Source organism: Paenarthrobacter sp. OM7, from assembly GCF_029873575.1.
Taxonomy (GTDB): domain Bacteria; phylum Actinomycetota; class Actinomycetes; order Actinomycetales; family Micrococcaceae; genus Arthrobacter.
Genome location: NZ_CP123579.1, coordinates 4,633,154 through 4,648,501 on the forward strand (window position 1 = coordinate 4,633,154; position 15,348 = coordinate 4,648,501).

The window sequence follows — 15,348 nt, forward strand, 5'->3', positions numbered from 1 at the left end:
TTTATGGTGCAACTCGAGCCGCCGATCGGGTGCACATGAGGTGTCTGTCCACGCGGACAGCCGGGTCTGACTTACTCACGTAACAGAAACCTGCCGACAGTAAGATTCCAAGCATGAGCGAAGACGCCGCCAATTCAGTGACCCTCCGCTTCCTCGCGGCTCCCATGGACATCGGACACAGCGGGTCAGTCGACGCCGGCACGGTCCTTGAGTGGGTGGACAAGGCAGCCTACGCAGCAGCAGTGGGCTGGTCGAAGTCGTATTGTGTCACCGCTTATGTGGGCAACATCCACTTCACGGATCCGGTCAACAGCGGCGACATGGTAGAGGTGACATCCACCATCGTCTACACCGGCCGCTCTTCCATGCACATCCACACCGTGGTCAGCTCGCGTGATCCCAAGGGCGGCCCTGAGACGATGCACAGCCAGTGCATGGTGATCTTTGTGGCAGTGGGGCCCGACGGCAAGCCGATTCCCGTCCCCCAGTTTGAGCCGTCTACGCCTGGAGAGATCGAGCAACGAGACCATGCCTTGGCGCGCATCGAGGTCCGCGAGGAGATCGTCAATGCGATGAACGCCCAGGAATATACCGACGCCGGCACCGCCGAGCGCGTCGTCCTGCGGTTCATGGCGTCCCCCACAGATGTGAACTGGGGCGGCAAGGTCCACGGCGGCATCGTCATGAAATGGATCGACGAAGCCGCTTACGTGTGCGCCTCCCGGTACGCCGGGAAGGACACTGTGGCCGTATTCTCCGGCGGTGTGCGTTTCTACCGGCCACTGCTGATCGGTCACGTCGTAGAGGTGGAAGCCCGTCTCGTCTACACCGGCGCCAAGGGCATGCACATTGCAGTCCACGTCCGCTCCGGAGATCCCAAGACCCGCGAAATGAACCTGACCACGTATTGCCTCACGGTGATGGTGGCGCGCGATGAAACGGGCACTGCCGTGCCGATTCCGTCCTGGGTACCAGTCTCCGAGGAGGACAAGAAGCTGCACGCCCATGCCCGCGAACTGCTGGAAATCCGTGGGCGGGCACCCGGAAACCGGCTGCCGGATCACCTGTTGAAGGCTTCGGGCCACTGACGTTGGGCAACTAAGGGAGCCGGCTCACCCTGAGTATCGAAGCGCGCGTGAGCTGTCCGTCATCGGTGAAGGCCCACCGTCGGCCGGGTTGGCCCCGGCTGCAGCCATGCCATCGCTGCCGCCTCCCATGAACTGCGCACGCCCCTGACATCGCTGCGGACCAACGCAGCACTGCTCCGGAACTCCGAACTTCCCCAGGTCAGCAAGGAACGCATTACCGGGGCCCTGGAGCATGAACTGATAGCCATGCAGTCCTTCATCGAGGACCTGATCGATCTGGCCCGAAACAAGGAGTCCCTTCCTTCATCGAAGAAGTTGATCTCAACGAACTTGTTCCTTACGCTGCCGCTGGCCGAAGGCAGCTAGGCACCTCGCCTGTTCGTCAGCCTGGCCGCAGTACACAGAACTCGTTGCCCTCGGGGTCCGCGAGGCAACGCCATGACACGTCGCCCTGGCCGACGTCAGCGTCAACGGCACCCAGGGTATGCAAACGGTCCACTTCTGCCGCTTGATCGTCAGCGGAGTAGGGCATCAGGTCGAGGTGTATTCGGTTCTGCAATGAGTCAGGGTCCGCCGTCCGGAGCAACTCCAGATATGGCCCGACCCCCGCGGACGAACGCAGCCTAGCGTGTTCATCCGTCACCTCGTGGAGGGTCCAGTCCATGGCACGGCTCCAGAAGGTGGCCATGGCCCGTGGATCTGCGCAATTGACCACCACAGTGGCAATAGGTCCGGTGTCTTGGTAGATCGGGCGGGGTTCCAACACGCAGAACAGGTTGCCCTCGGGATCTGCCAGCACCGTCCATGGCACCTCTCCCTGCCCTATATCGGCCGGAGTCGCGCCGAGCTCCTTGAGTCGCGCAATAAGTTCCGCCTGGTGGGCAGCAGAGGTGGTAGCGAGATCGAGATGCACCCGGTATTGCACCGTCTCCGGGTCCGGAACTGTCACGACGTCAACGCAGATGGCTGAAGGGTCAGGCCACGTGAAACCCACGGGTTCAACGTTGGTCACACCGGGTCCCTCACTGGAAGTACCCCATCCGAGGGCGTCAGCCCAAAACTTCCCGAGAGCAGAGTCATCCCGGGCTTTGAAGTTCACTTGAACAAGTCGCAGTCCCATGCCGCACTACCCTATACCTGACCCGAGCCAAGGCGCCTTCGCGGTCGGCAACGTCATGACCAAGGCATGGCGCCCGACGTTCATGTTCTACAGTGTCCTCCATGAACGAACTGATCCTCCTGAACGGCCCGCCCGGTATCGGGAAATCGACGCTCGCCAGAAAGTACGCGAATGAGCATCCCGGCGTCCTCAACCTTGATGTCGATCAAGTGCGCTGCCTGATCGGAGGCTGGGAGGAAAACTTCCAAACCGCCGGAAATTTGGTCCGCCCGATCGCGCTCAGCATGGCCACCACCCATCTGGCAGCCGGACACACGGTGATCATGCCGCAATATCTCGACGCAGGAGATGAAGTCCTGCTGTTCCGGGAGGCCGCGGAAGGGGTGGGAGCCAGCCTCAGGGAAATTGTCCTCATGGACACGCGCGAGGCTTCCGTTGAAAGGTTCTATTCCCGCAACGACAGCGACGATCCCTGGCATGCGAGTGTCACCGCCATCGTGGAGCAGGGCGGAGGTCGGCGACTGTTGGAATCGATGTACCAGGACCTCACCAGCGGCTTGGACGATCGCCCGTCTGCCACGGTGATCCCGAGCCGCAGGGGCCACATCGAGGAGACCTACCGCCTCCTGGTGGAGGCCCTGGCTCCGGCCGCCCATTAGGGGAACCAAAAGCCGCACAGGCGGGGAAAGCTCCCGCCTGTGCGGCCCGGACATTCAAGAATTACTTGATCAGCGCTGCTGCCTGGTCCATGAGGGCGCCCGCTGCTTCCGGCCCACCGGCCACACCATCTTCGGCAGTTGCCGAGGCGGAGATCAAGACACCATCCTTAATCGCGTGCGCAATAAAGATGGCGCCTTTTCTTCCATCAGGGAGCACCATTACGGTCTTGAAACCCTCGGTTCCGGGCACGTTGCCCACGCCTTCGACCTTCTGAGTGGAGGTGGTGAGCGTTTGCCCTTCAGCGGAGTAGGACACCTTCTTGCACTCTTCCGCCTGGGATTTGCTCTTCTCCAAATCGTCTTTGAGACGGGCAGCATCGACGCCGGAGGTCAACGACACACTGCTGATGAAACCGTTGGCTTTGGTCCGGGTCGTGCCGGCCGCCGTGGAACCGTCGATGGTGCGCGGCGCCCCCAGCAAGAAAGGATCCTTACAGGCGGCGGGTTCGATGGTGGCTCCTGCGAATCCCTTAACCATCGAGTCATACTGCGCCAGCAGCTCGTCGCCGGAGAGTACGGCGGGGCTGGTGCCATCCGCCAGTTTGACCTGCCCGACCAATCCGATGAGCTCTTCCTTGGTGTACTGCTTCACGGGCGTCGGCGTCGAAGTAGCAGCCTCGCTGGCCGGGGCCGACGTTGATTCCTGTGCGGCCGTGGTACCACCACCACACGCCGTGAGAGCCAAAATTACCAGTGCCGATGCCCCGAATCCGAGCAGCGAATTTTTCTTCATGTGTTTCCCCAATAATTCTTAGTGATGCGCCCGCAGTCACGGACTCCACTTAGACTACTGGCCCTCATTGGTCGCCCCGGACCATGCCGTGGAGGCTAGAAGCCGCCGCCGCCAGCGCCTGCATCGCCTGCCATATTGGCAAAACGCGAGTAGTGGCCCTGGAAAGCAACAACGATGTCCTTGGTGGGACCGTTACGGTGCTTGGCAATGAGGATGTCCGCTTCGCCGGCGCGGGGCGATTCTTTGTCGTAGACATCTTCACGGTGCAACAGGATGACCATGTCGGCGTCCTGCTCGATGGAGCCGGATTCACGGAGGTCGGACACCATGGGGCGCTTGTCCTGGCGCTGCTCGGAACCACGGTTCAGCTGTGACAGGGCGATGACGGGAACCTGGAGCTCCTTGGCAAGCAGCTTAAGCGCACGCGAGAACTCGGAAACTTCCTGCTGGCGGGATTCCACCTTTTTGCCGGAGCTCATGAGCTGGAGGTAGTCGAGAATCACCAGTTTGAGGTCGTGCTGCTGCTTCAGGCGGCGGCACTTGGCCCGGATCTCCATCAGGGACATGTTGGGGCTGTCATCGATGAACAGCGGAGCATCGTTCATGCGACCCATGGTGGTGGCGATCTTGGACCATTGCTCGTCCTTGATGGTGCCCTTACGGAGGTCTTGCAGACCAATAGTGGCCTCTGCGGACAGAAGACGCATGGCGATCTCGTTCCGGCCCATTTCCAAGGAGAACATGACTGTAGCCAGGTTGTTCTTGATGGCGGCAGAACGGGCGAAGTCCAGCGCGAACGTGGACTTACCCACGGCAGGACGCGCTGCAATGACGATCATCTGGCCGGGGTGGAGCCCGTGAGTCAGTTCGTCCAGCTCGTAGAAGCCAGTGGGAACACCCGTCATGCCTTCGCCGCGGTGACCGGAAGCTTCGATCTCGTCCACGGTGGATTCCATGACGTCCTTCAACGCCACATAGTCCTCTGCAGTGCGCTTTTCCGCCACAGCGTAGACCTCGGCCTGGGCCTGGTTGACAAGGTCTTCCACTTCGCCGTCCTGGCCGTAGCCCATCTGGACGATCTTGGTGCCGGCGTTAACAAGGCGGCGAAGGACAGCACGCTCGGCAACAATCTCGGCGTAGTAGCCAGCGTTTGCCGCGGTGGGCACTGTCTGGATGAGCTCGTGGAGGTAGGCGGGGCCGCCAATCCTGTTGATCTCACCGCGCTTGGTCAGTTCGTCCGAGACGGTGACGGCATCGGCCGGCTCGCCACGACCGTAGAGGTCAATGATGGACTCATAGATGGTCTCGTGGGCCGGACGGTAGAAATCATGCCCACGGACGATCTCGACGACATCCGCGATCGCATCCTTGGACAGCATCATGCCGCCAAGTACCGACTGTTCTGCAGGGATGTCCTGGGGAGGTTTCCGGCTCGAGTCCGAAGCGCGTGTGCCCTCGATTGAGTCCAAGTGCGTAACTGACAAAGCCGTCCTCCATTTGTGTACCGCTGCAGAGATTTACTCCCCGGCGGCCCGTAAAGCGCAGTGTGTGGTGACGAAGTCCGCCGGTGTCTCTGACGATGTCAGGCAGGGCCGACAAAATAGCATTCCGTATCCACAAGTTATCCACAGCCGATTCCCCAAGCCCGCTGCCAATGGTGGTTGGAGCAGCGTCCGGGGAACTCAACAAGGGATATTCGCATCCAAAATGGACACTCCAGACACGTTACAGCAGGCGCCTGACACCCCCTGTGGAAAACCTGTGGAATACCAGCCCCTCGTTGTGCACAGACTGTGCGTTACCCTGTGGATAGAGAAATTCTTTTACAGGAAAATAGCGTTTGACCTGCGGAAACAGTCATCACAAGCTGTGGACTAAAGAAAGATTTGGGGCAATTTCATCCACAGACGCTCCGTCACTCTGAGCCTCATGAAGGGCGGAAAGCACCCCAAACATGCCGCAAATGTGATGCATCTTACAAACCGGCCCTAAATTTGACACCACCGTCTCAGAAGCCTATGCCGGAAGTGGAATGTGCTGTGGATAACCAAGTTCTGGCATAAGCTCTAAGCATGGGGATGAACTTTGGTGACGTGTTGACGCTTGCCCTTCCGCTTCTAGTCCTCGTTGGCCTGTTGTGGGCACTCACGGCGGCCTTCAAACCGCGTGATACCGGCGTCTCGGACGCGGAGAGGTATCAACGTGAACTGGCAGCCCGTTCGGCTGCGCACCAAGCGTCCCAAGTGCAGGAGGCGCTGGCCCTGCGCGCCCGGATTGAAGCCACCACCAAGCCGAGCCAGAATGAGGCAAGCCACCGGGAACAGGCGGAGAACACCAGGTCCGCTATTCAGGCCCAGGCCGCCCGTTCACACGCTGCCGGCCAGACCGGACACCAGCCTGCCGTCCTTCCCAATGGCCAACTGAACCCGCAGCTGGCGCTCGAGCTCCAAAACCTGGTCCGCAGCGGCAAGAAAATCGAGGCCATCAAGGTTCTGCGCCAAGCCACCCACTCGGACCTGCTTACCGCCAAGAACTACGTAGATCGGCTCTGACAACGCCATGGATTCCATCCTCATCCCGCTCCTGATCCTCATTGCGGTCATTGCGGGCGTGCTCCTGCTCATTCGCTCTTTCACCAAGCGTTCTGCTGAAACCTCAGCGGATGTGGCAGCCGCGAACGCCCCGAAGGATCCCGTCGAGCTGGCCAGGGAATCTGCCGCCAAGCTCAACCAGGAGCAGCACCGCCAGCTCTACTCCCTGATCGCCCGAGGACAGGGTATGGCAGCGATCAAGCTCTACTTACAGGCCACTGGCGAAGGCCTGCGTGCCTCGCGTGAAGCGGTTGGCGCCTTGGCGGCCCACCCGCAGCCTTTCACGCCGGAGCCGGCCGCCAAGGACCTGCTGGCTGAGGACGATGACGAGCCCGAGCGCTTTCCTTACCGTTACAGGGCGATCGTCAGCAAAGGCGAGGTGACGCGGGAAGTGAGCAGCAACATGCTCAACGATGAGATCTACGGACGAATCCGGACGCTCGCCAAAAGTGGAGATGTTGAGGGCGCCGCCATCGCGTTGACGCGCCACTCAGACATCACCATCAAACAAGCCCGCGAGTTTATTGAGCTGTTGGACGACTAGGAAAACCTAGAAGTCGAAGAGGTCTCCAAGGAAGCCTTCTTTTTTCTTGCGCTTACGGCCGTACCCGTCGCGATCGTAGCCTTCGCGCCGATCGCCATCCCGTCGGTCGTAGTCGCGCCTGTCCCTGTCGTCATAGCGCGGCTGCTGCGGACGGGACTCAAACGGATTGTAGAGGGGCGGCGGCGCGACGGGGGGCTGGGACGGCGCGGCCGCAGGCCGGGCAGGGGCAGGGATGGTTTCTGCTGCGACGCGATCAATGATCTTGTCCAGCTCCCCACGGTCCAACCACACACCCCTGCATTGCGGGCAGTAGTCAATCTCCACGCCGCTTCGTTCACTCATCACCAGGTCAATGGAATCCACAGGACACTTCATGGTTGCCCCAACGATCAGCCGCGTGAAAAAGTTCGGGCCAACCAAGGGGTGGGATTCACCAAGCACCCAGCACCACGTGCATACTGATCGGATGGTTCATCCCGATGTCCTCCAAGCGCACCGGCTTATGAACCTCCTGGGGAAGACGTGCTCCCTCCCCGTTCCCGAGCCTGACAACTCTGAGTACGGCGCCGCAACGTCCACCTGTGGGCCTGCAGTGATCCGTTTCAGGGTGGGCAAGGTTACGCCGACCAAGGTGGGACTCTTCGTTGCGGTGTGGCGGCGGTCAGCTGCCGGAGGTACGGAACCGTTCCCGGCCGACCACCCGGATGCCAACGACGCCGACACTTTGGTGATCTCCGTCCGGGAAGGGGAAAACACCGGTCACTTCGTCTTTCCCCGGTCCGCCGTGGTCACTCACGGCATCAGTTCCCTCAGCGGAAGAGGCGGGAAGCGCGGGTTCCGTGTCTATCCTCCGTGGTCCGTCACTATCAACCCCCAGGCACGGAAGACCCAGGCGTGGCAGGTCGGGTACTTCCACTACTCCTCTGATGGCGGGCTACCGACCCGCTGAAATACCTGCCAACAGCTGTTCGAACGGCAGTGATTCAAGGGCGTCGGGCTTGCGGTTCGGCTGCGGGCCGCTGAGCAACTGCACCAGTTCTCCCGCAGCGCGGTCCACGCGCACCGAAAGGGGCGAGCCGCCGTCGTCGGTGTTTCCCCAGTCCTGGGGTCCCGCGAACACGCCCGTAGCGGCAATCCTGGTGCGCAGGTAGGTGAACAGTGGGCGCATAGCGTAATCGAGGACCATCTGGTGGCGATCGGTGCCACCTGTGGCGCCGAGCAGAACAGCCTTGCCATCCAGCGACTTCGGGTCCAGCACGTCGATGAACGACTTGAACAAACCACTGTAGGAGGCGCTGAAGACGGGGCTGACGGCGATGATGGCGTCGGAATCATCGACGCCGGCAATCACCTCAGCGAGGCGTGGCGCGGCATAGCCGGTGACGAAGTTGTTGGCGATATCCACGGCAAGGTCACGCAGTTCAACGGTGTCGATCTTCACGTCATACCCTGCAGCCCGCAACTGTCGCTCGGCGGAGGCGGCCAGCTGATCGGCCAGCAGGCGGCTCGACGACGGGACACCGAGTCCGGCGGAAAGGACGGTGATGCGGCGGGTTTCCATGGCATTCTCCTGTTGCTTGTTCATCCAGCTTACATGCGTTTGCATCTAAATCAATGAACAGGCGCATGCCCGAAACTATTCCCGGGAGGCCCTAGCCGCCCTCGATCCCCGTCAGGAACGCAACCGTGGCCGCCGTAATCTGCCCCTGGGCAACGTCGCGACCCACGCCGGGTTCGCCGTCGCCGGGCTGCGGCCCGTAGTCCCCGAAGAACGCATGGTTACCGCCCTGGACTTCCACAAAGGCGGCGTCACGGGGCAGCAGCTCGCGGGAGGCGTCGATCTTCCCAGGCGTACTGAGTCCGTCTTCGGAGCCCGAGATGGACAGGACCCTCAGCCCCGTGCGGTCGCGCATGGAGTCCAGCGGGTAGGAGGCGTACAGCAGCAGGCCGTCCACGTCCCGGTTGGACAGGGCAAATGAACCCGCGCTGACCCCGCCCAGCGAATGACCTCCAACAGTCCACGTGGAGATTTCCGGATGGGCAACCATGGCGCCACGGGCCTGGTTTCCGTCCAACAAGCTGAGATTGAGGGGCGTCTTGAGGATCACCACCAGGACCCCGGCATCCACTGCCGGCTTGAGGATGTCCACATACGCCCGAGCCTCTACGCGGGCGCCGGGGTAAAAGACGAGCCCCTTGGTTGCCGGCGCCCCTTCGGGCCTCATGACAATCGCGGTCAGCTCTTCAGCCACCGAGGCCTTGGGAGACGTTCCCGTCGCCACGGCGCCCTGCTGGTAGGCGAAGGGATTCAGCCAAACGAGCATGGCCACCAAGGCCAGCACAGCCACGCGCCCGGCCCACGCGCCTGCAGCCCTTAGTGCCGAACGCTTGCGGGACGCGCGGCGGCGGCGCCACAGCAGAACAGCCCAAAGAAGTCCGACGACGACGGCAGTCACCAACAGCGCGGGCAGCAACGGGTGTCCGCGCAGGACAGCGGGATTCCCGAGCAACATCCACAGGGGCACCAAAACCAAGGCGCCAACACACAGGACAGAGGCCCAAAAGAGCGCCGGCCTGCGGGTGGCGGGTGGGACTTTAAGGGAGGTGGTCATACTCCAATAATAGTTCCATCATGGAGATACTTTGAACTTTTCCAGGAACCGGATGATCAGCGCCGCGGGGCATGGGTGGACAGGAAAGCGAACGTCTTGTCCCGCGCCTCCCTCGCCTCATCGAAGTTCAGGTGGAACTGGTATTCATGCGGCAGCTCCGGCTCATGGGTGGCTGGCCAGAACAGCTCGGTCACCGGAACGCCGGCATCTTTGAGGCGGTTGCTGTAGGGCACGGACTGGAGCCATGTGAGCCCGTCACCGTTGCCCCCGCTGATGAACGTAGGCGGGAAGTCGTCGGTGACAAAGTCGATAGTGGACATGGTGGCCCCGGCGTAGGTCGCGGACCAGTCCTTGGTGCCTGTGTAGGCCCAAAGGGAGGTCTTGAACCCCCAGGCAACGATGCCGTTGAGGTCAGCCATGGCCCGGAGATCGTACACACCGCAATGGAGGATGGTGGCGGCCAACTCCGACTTCTGGAGGGCAGGTTGGATCCCCATCAGATTGGCGTACTCGGGGTTTACGGTGAGCGTGGTCATCTGGCTGGCAAGCTGGGCCCCGGCAGAGTCACCGGCGAGCACAATGCGGCTGGTGTCCACATTCAGTTCGGCCGCATGGGCCTTGATGTAGGCGAGGGCGTCGTTGATGTCACGCACGGCAGTGGGATAGGTGGCTTCGGGAGCGATCGGATAGCTCATGCCGATGGTGGTGTAACCCTCGGCGGCGATGATCTGGAGATACGGATTCACGTCGCGCTGCGCTCCGGAAATCCAGGCACCCCCATGAATCCACACCACGGTCGGCAGCGGCGCGGTGGTCCCTTCCGGGCTGAAAACATCAAAAGTGGACCCGGGCTTGTACACCACGCCGGCCTGGGATTGCAGAGGCGTATCCGGCACGTAAGGGGTCATCTCATCAATGGTCGCCTGCGCCCCACGCTCAAAAACACTGCGGATCAGCATCGCGGACGGCCACGGGGTAGCCGACAGTGCCAGAAGGACGATCAGGACCAGCAGAATCGCAACGTCCAGCTTCTTCAGCCGCGATGACCGTACCCGCGGAGGCCGCGACAGTGGTCCCGCTCCTGCTGATCGGCTCTCATCTGTACTTCTTTGGATCGATTCCAACGGTCCCATCACACACTCCCCCGGTCGGTGCACCTGTGGACCATGCTAAGGCCGCCGCGGCGTTTGCCGACGTCAGCCCTGCGGCCGTGCCGCCGACAGCAGCACTCCTTCGCCGCCGTCGAACGCTACGGTGTGAAAACGGGCGCCCCGCGCGACCTCCCAAAATCCCCATCTTCGGTGCAACGCCAGAGACGCCTCATTGCGCGCATTGACCACATACCAGGCGAACTCCGCCCGCTCCCACATCCAGTGGAGACGGGCCTCAGTCAGCTGCGCCGCCAGGCCCATCCGCCGGAATTCAGGCCGCACGGTGACGCCCCCCAGGTAATGCCCGGCCGGCGCGGGGCCGTCCGCGTAGTCCCAGTAATGCGTTTTCGCCCAACCCACGACGCCGGACCCACCTTCCGCGGTGGTGTCATCACGCGCTTCGGCCACCACGACGAGACGGGTGGGGTCTGCGACCGCGGCGCTGATGCCATCAGCGAATCGCTCAGCCTCACTGAAAGATGTCCGCCCAGCTGCAATGTCCGCGGCGAGGATGCCATGTACATCGGCTGGGCGGGCAGTCCGGATAGTGAAGTACACCGGCTTAGTCTATTTGAGCAAAAGACTTTCATTATGAGTTGCAGCCCATAATATGGGATAGGCGACGCCCCGCACTAAGGAAGCCCATGACACATCACACCATCGCACCACTGGACGGCGTCCGGGTCCTTGAACTCGGCAACTACATTGCCGCACCCACGGCAGGCCGGCTGCTGGCCGACTTCGGAGCTGAGGTCATCAAGGTGGAGCGGCCCGGCACCGGCGACGAGCTGCGTAACTGGCGCCTGCACAAGGGCACCACGTCCATGCTCTACCGCACACTGAACCGCAACAAGAAGTCCGTGGTCCTGGATCTCCGCACCGACGCGGGCAAGCAGGCCGTGCTGGAGCTGGTGGCCAAGTGCGACATTCTCCTGGAAAACTTCCGGCCCGGCACCTTGGAAAAGTGGGGCCTGGGACCGGAGGTCCTCAACCAGGCCAACCCGGAGCTGATCGTCACGCGCATTTCTGCCTTCGGGCAGACGGGGCCGCTGTCCGAGCGGCCCGGTTTTGCCGCCGTCGCCGAAGCGTACGGCGGGTTCCGCAACCTGGTGGGCGACCCGGACCGCGCTCCCGTTCGTGTTGGTGTCTCGATCGGCGACTCGATCGCGGGCCTGTACGCCGCCTTCGGCTCCGTGATGAGCCTGTACCAGCGTGAAGCACGACGCCGGGACTCGGCCGGTGGCGTTCCGCTCACCGAGCGCATCATCGACGTTGCGCTGAATGAGGCAATGTTCTCGATGATGGAATCGTTGATCCCTGACTATCAGGCTTACGGCGTGGACCGTCAGCGTGTGGGCGGCCGGATGGAGGGCATTGCTCCCTCCAACGCGTACGTGTGCAAGGACGGCGCGAGCATTGTGGTGGCAGGCAACGGTGACTCCATTTTTCAGCGGTATATGCAGACCATCGGTCGCCCTGATCTCGCCGAAGACCCTTCGCTGCAAACAAATGCCGGGCGCTGGGCCCAGCGAGAGGAGCTTGACCAGGCCATCGGCGAGTGGGCAGCTGCGCTTTCCGGTGCTGAGGCGCTGGCGGCCCTCGAGGCCGCAGGAGTTCCGGCCGGACCGATCTATACCGCCGCGGACATCAGCACGGACACCCAGTATGCGGCCCGCAACATGATCCAGAAGTTCGACGTGTCCACCGGCGAGGAAATTCTTCCGGGGGTGGGCTTCCCGGGCATCGTTCCGGTGATCGGGGACCAGTCCCTGCCCATCAGAAACCTCGGCCCGGACCTGGGCGAAAACACACAGGAAATCCTTGGTGGACTCCTGAAAATGGATGCCGCGCAGATCAGTGCGGCCTCCGGCCGCGAGGAGGCCCTCCGACCATGAACAACTTCGAAAGCCCCCTGGCCACCACGCTGGGCAACGCCATTCTTCGGGACGTCACGCTGCGCGACGGGCTCCAGCTTACCGGGAAGATCCTGCCCACCGAACGGAAGATCGAGACGGTGCGTGAACTGCTGCGGCTGGGAGTGCCCGCCATTGAGCTGGGTTCCATGGCACGCGCAGATTTGGTCCCCACCATGGCCAACACACTTGACGTGGTCCGGGCCCTCACCCCCGAGGAACTGGAGAAGTGCTGGATCTGGGTGGCCACCCCCGGTCACGTCGCTAAAGCATCAGCCGCCGGAGCAAGGAACTTCCAGTACTGCTTGTCGGCCTCCGACTCGCATAACAAGGCCAATATTGGGCGGACCACTGATGAGAGTTTGGCCGCCCTTCCCGAAGCCATTGAGTACGCGCGGGCGGTGGCTGGCCAGATCCAACTGTGCATTGCCACCTCCTTCACCTGCCCGTTCGAGGGTTACGTTCCCGAAGAGCGCGTTCTCTCCATCGCCAATGATCCGCGGGCTGAAGGCACCACGGACATCGTCATCTGCGACACCTTGGGGCAAGCCGTGCCCGCGCAGGTCTCCCGGCTCATCACCCGGGTTCGGGACGAGTCACCTGCACGCAGGATCGTCTATCACGGCCACGACACCTGGGGCTTGGGTGTAGCAAACACGCTTGCCGCTCTTCAGGCCGGAGCCGCCATGGTGGACGGCGCCCTTGGTGGACTGGGCGGCTGCCCTTTCGCACCCGGCGCCAGTGGCAATACGTCCAGTGAAGACATTCTCTTTGCGACCCGCCCTGAGTGGTTGGGTCCGGACGTCTTCGGGGAACTTGTGGTGCTTTCGGAGAAACTCCTAGCCGAGTTGGGTGAACCGAACCGCTCCAAGGCAGCCCAGGGAGCGCGGTCCAAGGCTGAGGCTTTTGACTGGGTCAGGCCGGCCTAGCTCTTCTTGCCCGCTCCGCCCGCAGCCATAAGTTCCAGACGCTTGAGCGTCTCGCGGTTCCGCACTCCTATCACGGGGTCCCGCAGTGCCTTGGGTATCAATTTTCCCGGGCCGCGGACGGCGTCTTCTGCAATGGACACCCGGCACTGGGAACCGCCAAGGTCTTCCAAGGTGATCAGGATTCTGGCTTCGCCCAGAGGCCATCCTCTCGCGAGGATTTCCAGCTTTCTGCCAGGTTCCACAGCAGTGACCCTGCTGCTGTCATCGATGAGGAAGGGCCAAGACCCAACGGAATGATGCAGCTTGGAACCCACCTGCGGCCACTGATCGTCGACGGCGCGGATCCGTGAAGCACCCACCACCCAGCCGGGATAGAGCCACCCGTCCTCGATGACGTCCCAGACGTCGGCGGCGGGGGATCTGAACAACTGCGTCACGGTGGACATATGGACCCTTTCTCAGCAGATACGGCCACGGCAATGACACTAAGCTAAGCATGCTTATGGATTGGCCGCCATAGGCCGCTCCCGGTCACGGCTGTGGCTTGCTGGCCTTGCCGTCCAGCCAGAGCATGTCCGACTCGTCCCGGTGCGTGCCGTCCGAACCCACATGCTTGCTGTCGATCTGTGGGCCCTTCTTAATGACGTGTACCAGCGCCATTCCATGGCCGCGGCCAAGATCATAATCAGCCTTGAGCCATTCGAGGATGGTCCCGGCCTTCACCGAAGGGTCACTGAATCCCTTGGATTCGGCGATTTCAACGAGCTTCCTCGGAGTGAGGCCGGTCTTGTCTTCAATGGCGTCGAGATAAGCCTGGAATGACATCGGCGTGGCCTTTCGTTCTAGATTTCAGGGACGTTACTGCGAAGTCTGCGTGAGCCATAGCGTACCGCCACCAGGGCGTGCCGAAATCCCAGCGCGGCCGGATCCATAAGAACCCGCCGTCCACGAATCAGAGCCAGACCAATTCAGCGGCGGGCCCCGCGGTTCCTGCGAGGGTACCGCGCTGCTTGGCGGCGCCCCTACACTGATCGCATGATGAGCCGAGGGTGGCGTTCCCTTGCGGCGGGTCTGGGCTTCGCCGCGACACTGCCGCTTGTGGGCGCGTGCGACTCCGGCGGAACTGGTGGCGGCGGCTCCGTTTCGGAACCCTCCAGCGGAAGCCCAGGACCCATCTACGTTGAGGTCAACCAGTCCCGGGACCAATACGGCAAGCAGGCCATCATGCTGCAGCTCACCAACACCACGGACGCTCCCCTGACGGTGACCGCCGCCCGGCTGCGATCCACGCTTTTTGACGGTGACATTTCCTGGGAACCATTGGGAGGCAGCTTGGAGCTGCCGCCCCGTCAGCCCAAAAGCCTTCCTGCTGCTTTGCCGGGGGCCGCCTGCGAAGCATCCGGCACAGCGTCACCGGAACTCAACGCCAGGATCACCTACGCAGCAACGGGCAAAGAACCCGTGGACGGGATCACTGACGCTTCCGATCCCTTTAACGTCCTCGCCAGAAACGCCGGCGAACTGTGCCTCGCAGCAGAAGCTGCCGCCGTCGTCTCAATGGTCCTGGACCCCGCACTTGAGGTGGCAGCGGACGGCCGCACCGCCGTCGTGCGCCTTGTCATGACGCCGGCCACGCCGGGTGGATCCGCGAAAAGCCTCACCATTGAATCGATCGACGGAACCACCCTTCTGGCGGAGACACCCTCTGATCCCTGGCCGCGGAACGTCACCATAGCACCCGGTGACGCCACACGCGTTTTGGCCTTGCACATGAGACCTGCGCGCTGCGACCCACATGCCGTCGCCGAGGACAAGGTGGGGACACTCTTGCCACTAAGGGTCACAGTGGATGAACGTCAGGGGTTGGTGAAGATCGCGGCGTCCAATGAACTCCGCGGCCGGATCTACGACTTCGTCACCGCCGCATGCGCCACTGCGGGCTAAGCGT

19 protein-coding genes are annotated in these 15,348 nt (G+C 62.3%); 9 read left to right on the top strand and 10 right to left on the bottom strand.

The window, feature by feature from the left end:
- Positions 1-113 precede the first annotated feature (113 nt).
- The gene (locus tag QEH68_RS21380; RefSeq protein ID WP_207595521.1) at positions 114-1,088 is read left to right on the top strand and encodes an acyl-CoA thioesterase; all 975 of its coding nucleotides are present in this window, start codon (positions 114-116) and stop codon (positions 1,086-1,088) included.
- 111 nt (positions 1,089-1,199) lie between these two features.
- Complete coding sequence (locus QEH68_RS21385) at positions 1,200-1,454, top strand: histidine kinase dimerization/phospho-acceptor domain-containing protein (protein WP_280628059.1); 255 nt, start codon at positions 1,200-1,202, stop codon at positions 1,452-1,454.
- 16 nt (positions 1,455-1,470) lie between these two features.
- Here QEH68_RS21385 and QEH68_RS21390 read toward each other — a convergent pair whose 3' ends face one another.
- On the bottom strand, positions 1,471-2,208 hold the full coding sequence (locus tag QEH68_RS21390; protein WP_280625037.1) for a VOC family protein: 738 nt from the start codon (positions 2,206-2,208) through the stop codon (positions 1,471-1,473).
- Between the two features lie 101 nt (positions 2,209-2,309).
- On the opposite strand from QEH68_RS21390, the gene QEH68_RS21395 reads away from it, so the two are divergent.
- Complete coding sequence (locus QEH68_RS21395; RefSeq protein ID WP_280625039.1) at positions 2,310-2,867, top strand: AAA family ATPase; 558 nt, start codon at positions 2,310-2,312, stop codon at positions 2,865-2,867.
- A gap of 61 nt (positions 2,868-2,928) precedes the next feature.
- Here the strand turns inward: QEH68_RS21395 and QEH68_RS21400 are convergent, their stop codons facing one another.
- Together QEH68_RS21400 and dnaB are read right to left on the bottom strand one after the other, a co-directional pair.
- Positions 2,929-3,660 carry a hypothetical protein gene (locus QEH68_RS21400; protein ID WP_280625041.1) on the bottom strand — a complete coding sequence of 244 codons (732 nt, stop codon included), beginning with the start codon at positions 3,658-3,660 and terminating at the stop codon, positions 2,929-2,931.
- Between the two features lie 95 nt (positions 3,661-3,755).
- Positions 3,756-5,144 (bottom strand): replicative DNA helicase, encoded by a 1,389-nt coding sequence (gene dnaB, locus QEH68_RS21405; RefSeq protein WP_089597011.1) that lies wholly within the window; start codon positions 5,142-5,144, stop codon positions 3,756-3,758.
- Positions 5,145-5,738: 594 nt separating this feature from the next.
- On the opposite strand from dnaB, the gene QEH68_RS21410 reads away from it, so the two are divergent.
- Both QEH68_RS21410 and QEH68_RS21415 read left to right on the top strand, forming a co-directional pair.
- Positions 5,739-6,212, top strand: a complete 474-nt coding sequence (locus tag QEH68_RS21410; RefSeq protein ID WP_089597012.1) for a hypothetical protein — start codon at positions 5,739-5,741, stop codon at positions 6,210-6,212.
- A 7-nt stretch (positions 6,213-6,219) separates the two neighbouring features.
- The gene (locus tag QEH68_RS21415) at positions 6,220-6,795 is read left to right on the top strand and encodes a hypothetical protein (protein ID WP_207595531.1); all 576 of its coding nucleotides are present in this window, start codon (positions 6,220-6,222) and stop codon (positions 6,793-6,795) included.
- A 6-nt stretch (positions 6,796-6,801) separates the two neighbouring features.
- Here the strand turns inward: QEH68_RS21415 and QEH68_RS21420 are convergent, their stop codons facing one another.
- On the bottom strand, positions 6,802-7,158 hold the full coding sequence (locus tag QEH68_RS21420) for a zf-TFIIB domain-containing protein (RefSeq protein ID WP_242703451.1): 357 nt from the start codon (positions 7,156-7,158) through the stop codon (positions 6,802-6,804).
- Between the two features lie 103 nt (positions 7,159-7,261).
- On the opposite strand from QEH68_RS21420, the gene QEH68_RS21425 reads away from it, so the two are divergent.
- Positions 7,262-7,744 carry a MepB family protein gene (locus QEH68_RS21425; protein ID WP_280625043.1) on the top strand — a complete coding sequence of 161 codons (483 nt, stop codon included), beginning with the start codon at positions 7,262-7,264 and terminating at the stop codon, positions 7,742-7,744.
- Here the strand turns inward: QEH68_RS21425 and QEH68_RS21430 are convergent.
- From QEH68_RS21430 to QEH68_RS21445, 4 genes are all read right to left on the bottom strand, one after another.
- Positions 7,730-8,356 carry an FMN reductase gene (locus QEH68_RS21430; RefSeq protein WP_280628060.1) on the bottom strand — a complete coding sequence of 209 codons (627 nt, stop codon included), beginning with the start codon at positions 8,354-8,356 and terminating at the stop codon, positions 7,730-7,732. The genes QEH68_RS21425 and QEH68_RS21430 overlap by 15 nt on opposite strands.
- Before the next feature lie 91 nt (positions 8,357-8,447).
- The gene (locus QEH68_RS21435; protein ID WP_280625045.1) at positions 8,448-9,407 is read right to left on the bottom strand and encodes an alpha/beta hydrolase; all 960 of its coding nucleotides are present in this window, start codon (positions 9,405-9,407) and stop codon (positions 8,448-8,450) included.
- A 56-nt stretch (positions 9,408-9,463) separates the two neighbouring features.
- Positions 9,464-10,540: an alpha/beta hydrolase gene (locus QEH68_RS21440; RefSeq protein ID WP_280625047.1), complete on the bottom strand. Its 1,077-nt coding sequence runs from the start codon at positions 10,538-10,540 to the stop codon at positions 9,464-9,466.
- Between the two features lie 63 nt (positions 10,541-10,603).
- Positions 10,604-11,116 carry a GNAT family N-acetyltransferase gene (locus QEH68_RS21445; protein WP_280625052.1) on the bottom strand — a complete coding sequence of 171 codons (513 nt, stop codon included), beginning with the start codon at positions 11,114-11,116 and terminating at the stop codon, positions 10,604-10,606.
- Positions 11,117-11,202: 86 nt separating this feature from the next.
- Between QEH68_RS21445 and QEH68_RS21450 the strand changes: the two genes are divergently transcribed.
- Positions 11,203-12,453 carry a CaiB/BaiF CoA-transferase family protein gene (locus tag QEH68_RS21450; protein WP_280625055.1) on the top strand — a complete coding sequence of 417 codons (1,251 nt, stop codon included), beginning with the start codon at positions 11,203-11,205 and terminating at the stop codon, positions 12,451-12,453.
- On the top strand, positions 12,450-13,400 hold the full coding sequence (locus QEH68_RS21455) for a hydroxymethylglutaryl-CoA lyase (protein WP_280625057.1): 951 nt from the start codon (positions 12,450-12,452) through the stop codon (positions 13,398-13,400). The genes QEH68_RS21450 and QEH68_RS21455 overlap by 4 nt, the downstream gene beginning before the upstream one ends.
- Here QEH68_RS21455 and QEH68_RS21460 read toward each other — a convergent pair.
- Together QEH68_RS21460 and QEH68_RS21465 are read right to left on the bottom strand one after the other, a co-directional pair.
- Positions 13,397-13,846, bottom strand: a complete 450-nt coding sequence (locus tag QEH68_RS21460) for an SRPBCC family protein (protein ID WP_207595539.1) — start codon at positions 13,844-13,846, stop codon at positions 13,397-13,399. The two genes, QEH68_RS21455 and QEH68_RS21460, sit on opposite strands and share 4 nt — an antisense overlap.
- Positions 13,847-13,931: 85 nt before the next feature.
- On the bottom strand, positions 13,932-14,225 hold the full coding sequence (locus QEH68_RS21465) for a DUF4287 domain-containing protein (protein WP_207595540.1): 294 nt from the start codon (positions 14,223-14,225) through the stop codon (positions 13,932-13,934).
- Between the two features lie 210 nt (positions 14,226-14,435).
- Between QEH68_RS21465 and QEH68_RS21470 the strand changes: the two genes are divergently transcribed.
- Positions 14,436-15,344 (top strand): hypothetical protein, encoded by a 909-nt coding sequence (locus QEH68_RS21470; protein WP_280625059.1) that lies wholly within the window; start codon positions 14,436-14,438, stop codon positions 15,342-15,344.
- The last annotated feature ends 4 nt before the right edge of the window (positions 15,345-15,348 follow it).

What these genes read in the sequence shown, in the direction of transcription:
- QEH68_RS21380 (WP_207595521.1), top strand. Translation starts at nt 114, where the DNA reads ATGAGCGAAGACGCCGCCAATTCAGTGACCCTCCGCTTCCTCGCGGCT.
- QEH68_RS21390 (WP_280625037.1), bottom strand. Translation starts at nt 2,208, where the DNA reads ATGGGACTGCGACTTGTTCAAGTGAACTTCAAAGCCCGGGATGACTCT.
- QEH68_RS21395 (WP_280625039.1), top strand. Translation starts at nt 2,310, where the DNA reads ATGAACGAACTGATCCTCCTGAACGGCCCGCCCGGTATCGGGAAATCG.
- QEH68_RS21400 (WP_280625041.1), bottom strand. Translation starts at nt 3,660, where the DNA reads ATGAAGAAAAATTCGCTGCTCGGATTCGGGGCATCGGCACTGGTAATT.
- QEH68_RS21410 (WP_089597012.1), top strand. Translation starts at nt 5,739, where the DNA reads ATGAACTTTGGTGACGTGTTGACGCTTGCCCTTCCGCTTCTAGTCCTC.
- QEH68_RS21415 (WP_207595531.1), top strand. Translation starts at nt 6,220, where the DNA reads ATGGATTCCATCCTCATCCCGCTCCTGATCCTCATTGCGGTCATTGCG.
- QEH68_RS21425 (WP_280625043.1), top strand. Translation starts at nt 7,262, where the DNA reads ATGGTTCATCCCGATGTCCTCCAAGCGCACCGGCTTATGAACCTCCTG.
- QEH68_RS21430 (WP_280628060.1), bottom strand. Translation starts at nt 8,356, where the DNA reads ATGGAAACCCGCCGCATCACCGTCCTTTCCGCCGGACTCGGTGTCCCG.
- QEH68_RS21435 (WP_280625045.1), bottom strand. Translation starts at nt 9,407, where the DNA reads ATGACCACCTCCCTTAAAGTCCCACCCGCCACCCGCAGGCCGGCGCTC.
- QEH68_RS21440 (WP_280625047.1), bottom strand. Translation starts at nt 10,540, where the DNA reads ATGGGACCGTTGGAATCGATCCAAAGAAGTACAGATGAGAGCCGATCA.
- QEH68_RS21450 (WP_280625055.1), top strand. Translation starts at nt 11,203, where the DNA reads ATGACACATCACACCATCGCACCACTGGACGGCGTCCGGGTCCTTGAA.
- QEH68_RS21455 (WP_280625057.1), top strand. Translation starts at nt 12,450, where the DNA reads ATGAACAACTTCGAAAGCCCCCTGGCCACCACGCTGGGCAACGCCATT.
- QEH68_RS21460 (WP_207595539.1), bottom strand. Translation starts at nt 13,846, where the DNA reads ATGTCCACCGTGACGCAGTTGTTCAGATCCCCCGCCGCCGACGTCTGG.
- QEH68_RS21465 (WP_207595540.1), bottom strand. Translation starts at nt 14,225, where the DNA reads ATGTCATTCCAGGCTTATCTCGACGCCATTGAAGACAAGACCGGCCTC.
- QEH68_RS21470 (WP_280625059.1), top strand. Translation starts at nt 14,436, where the DNA reads ATGATGAGCCGAGGGTGGCGTTCCCTTGCGGCGGGTCTGGGCTTCGCC.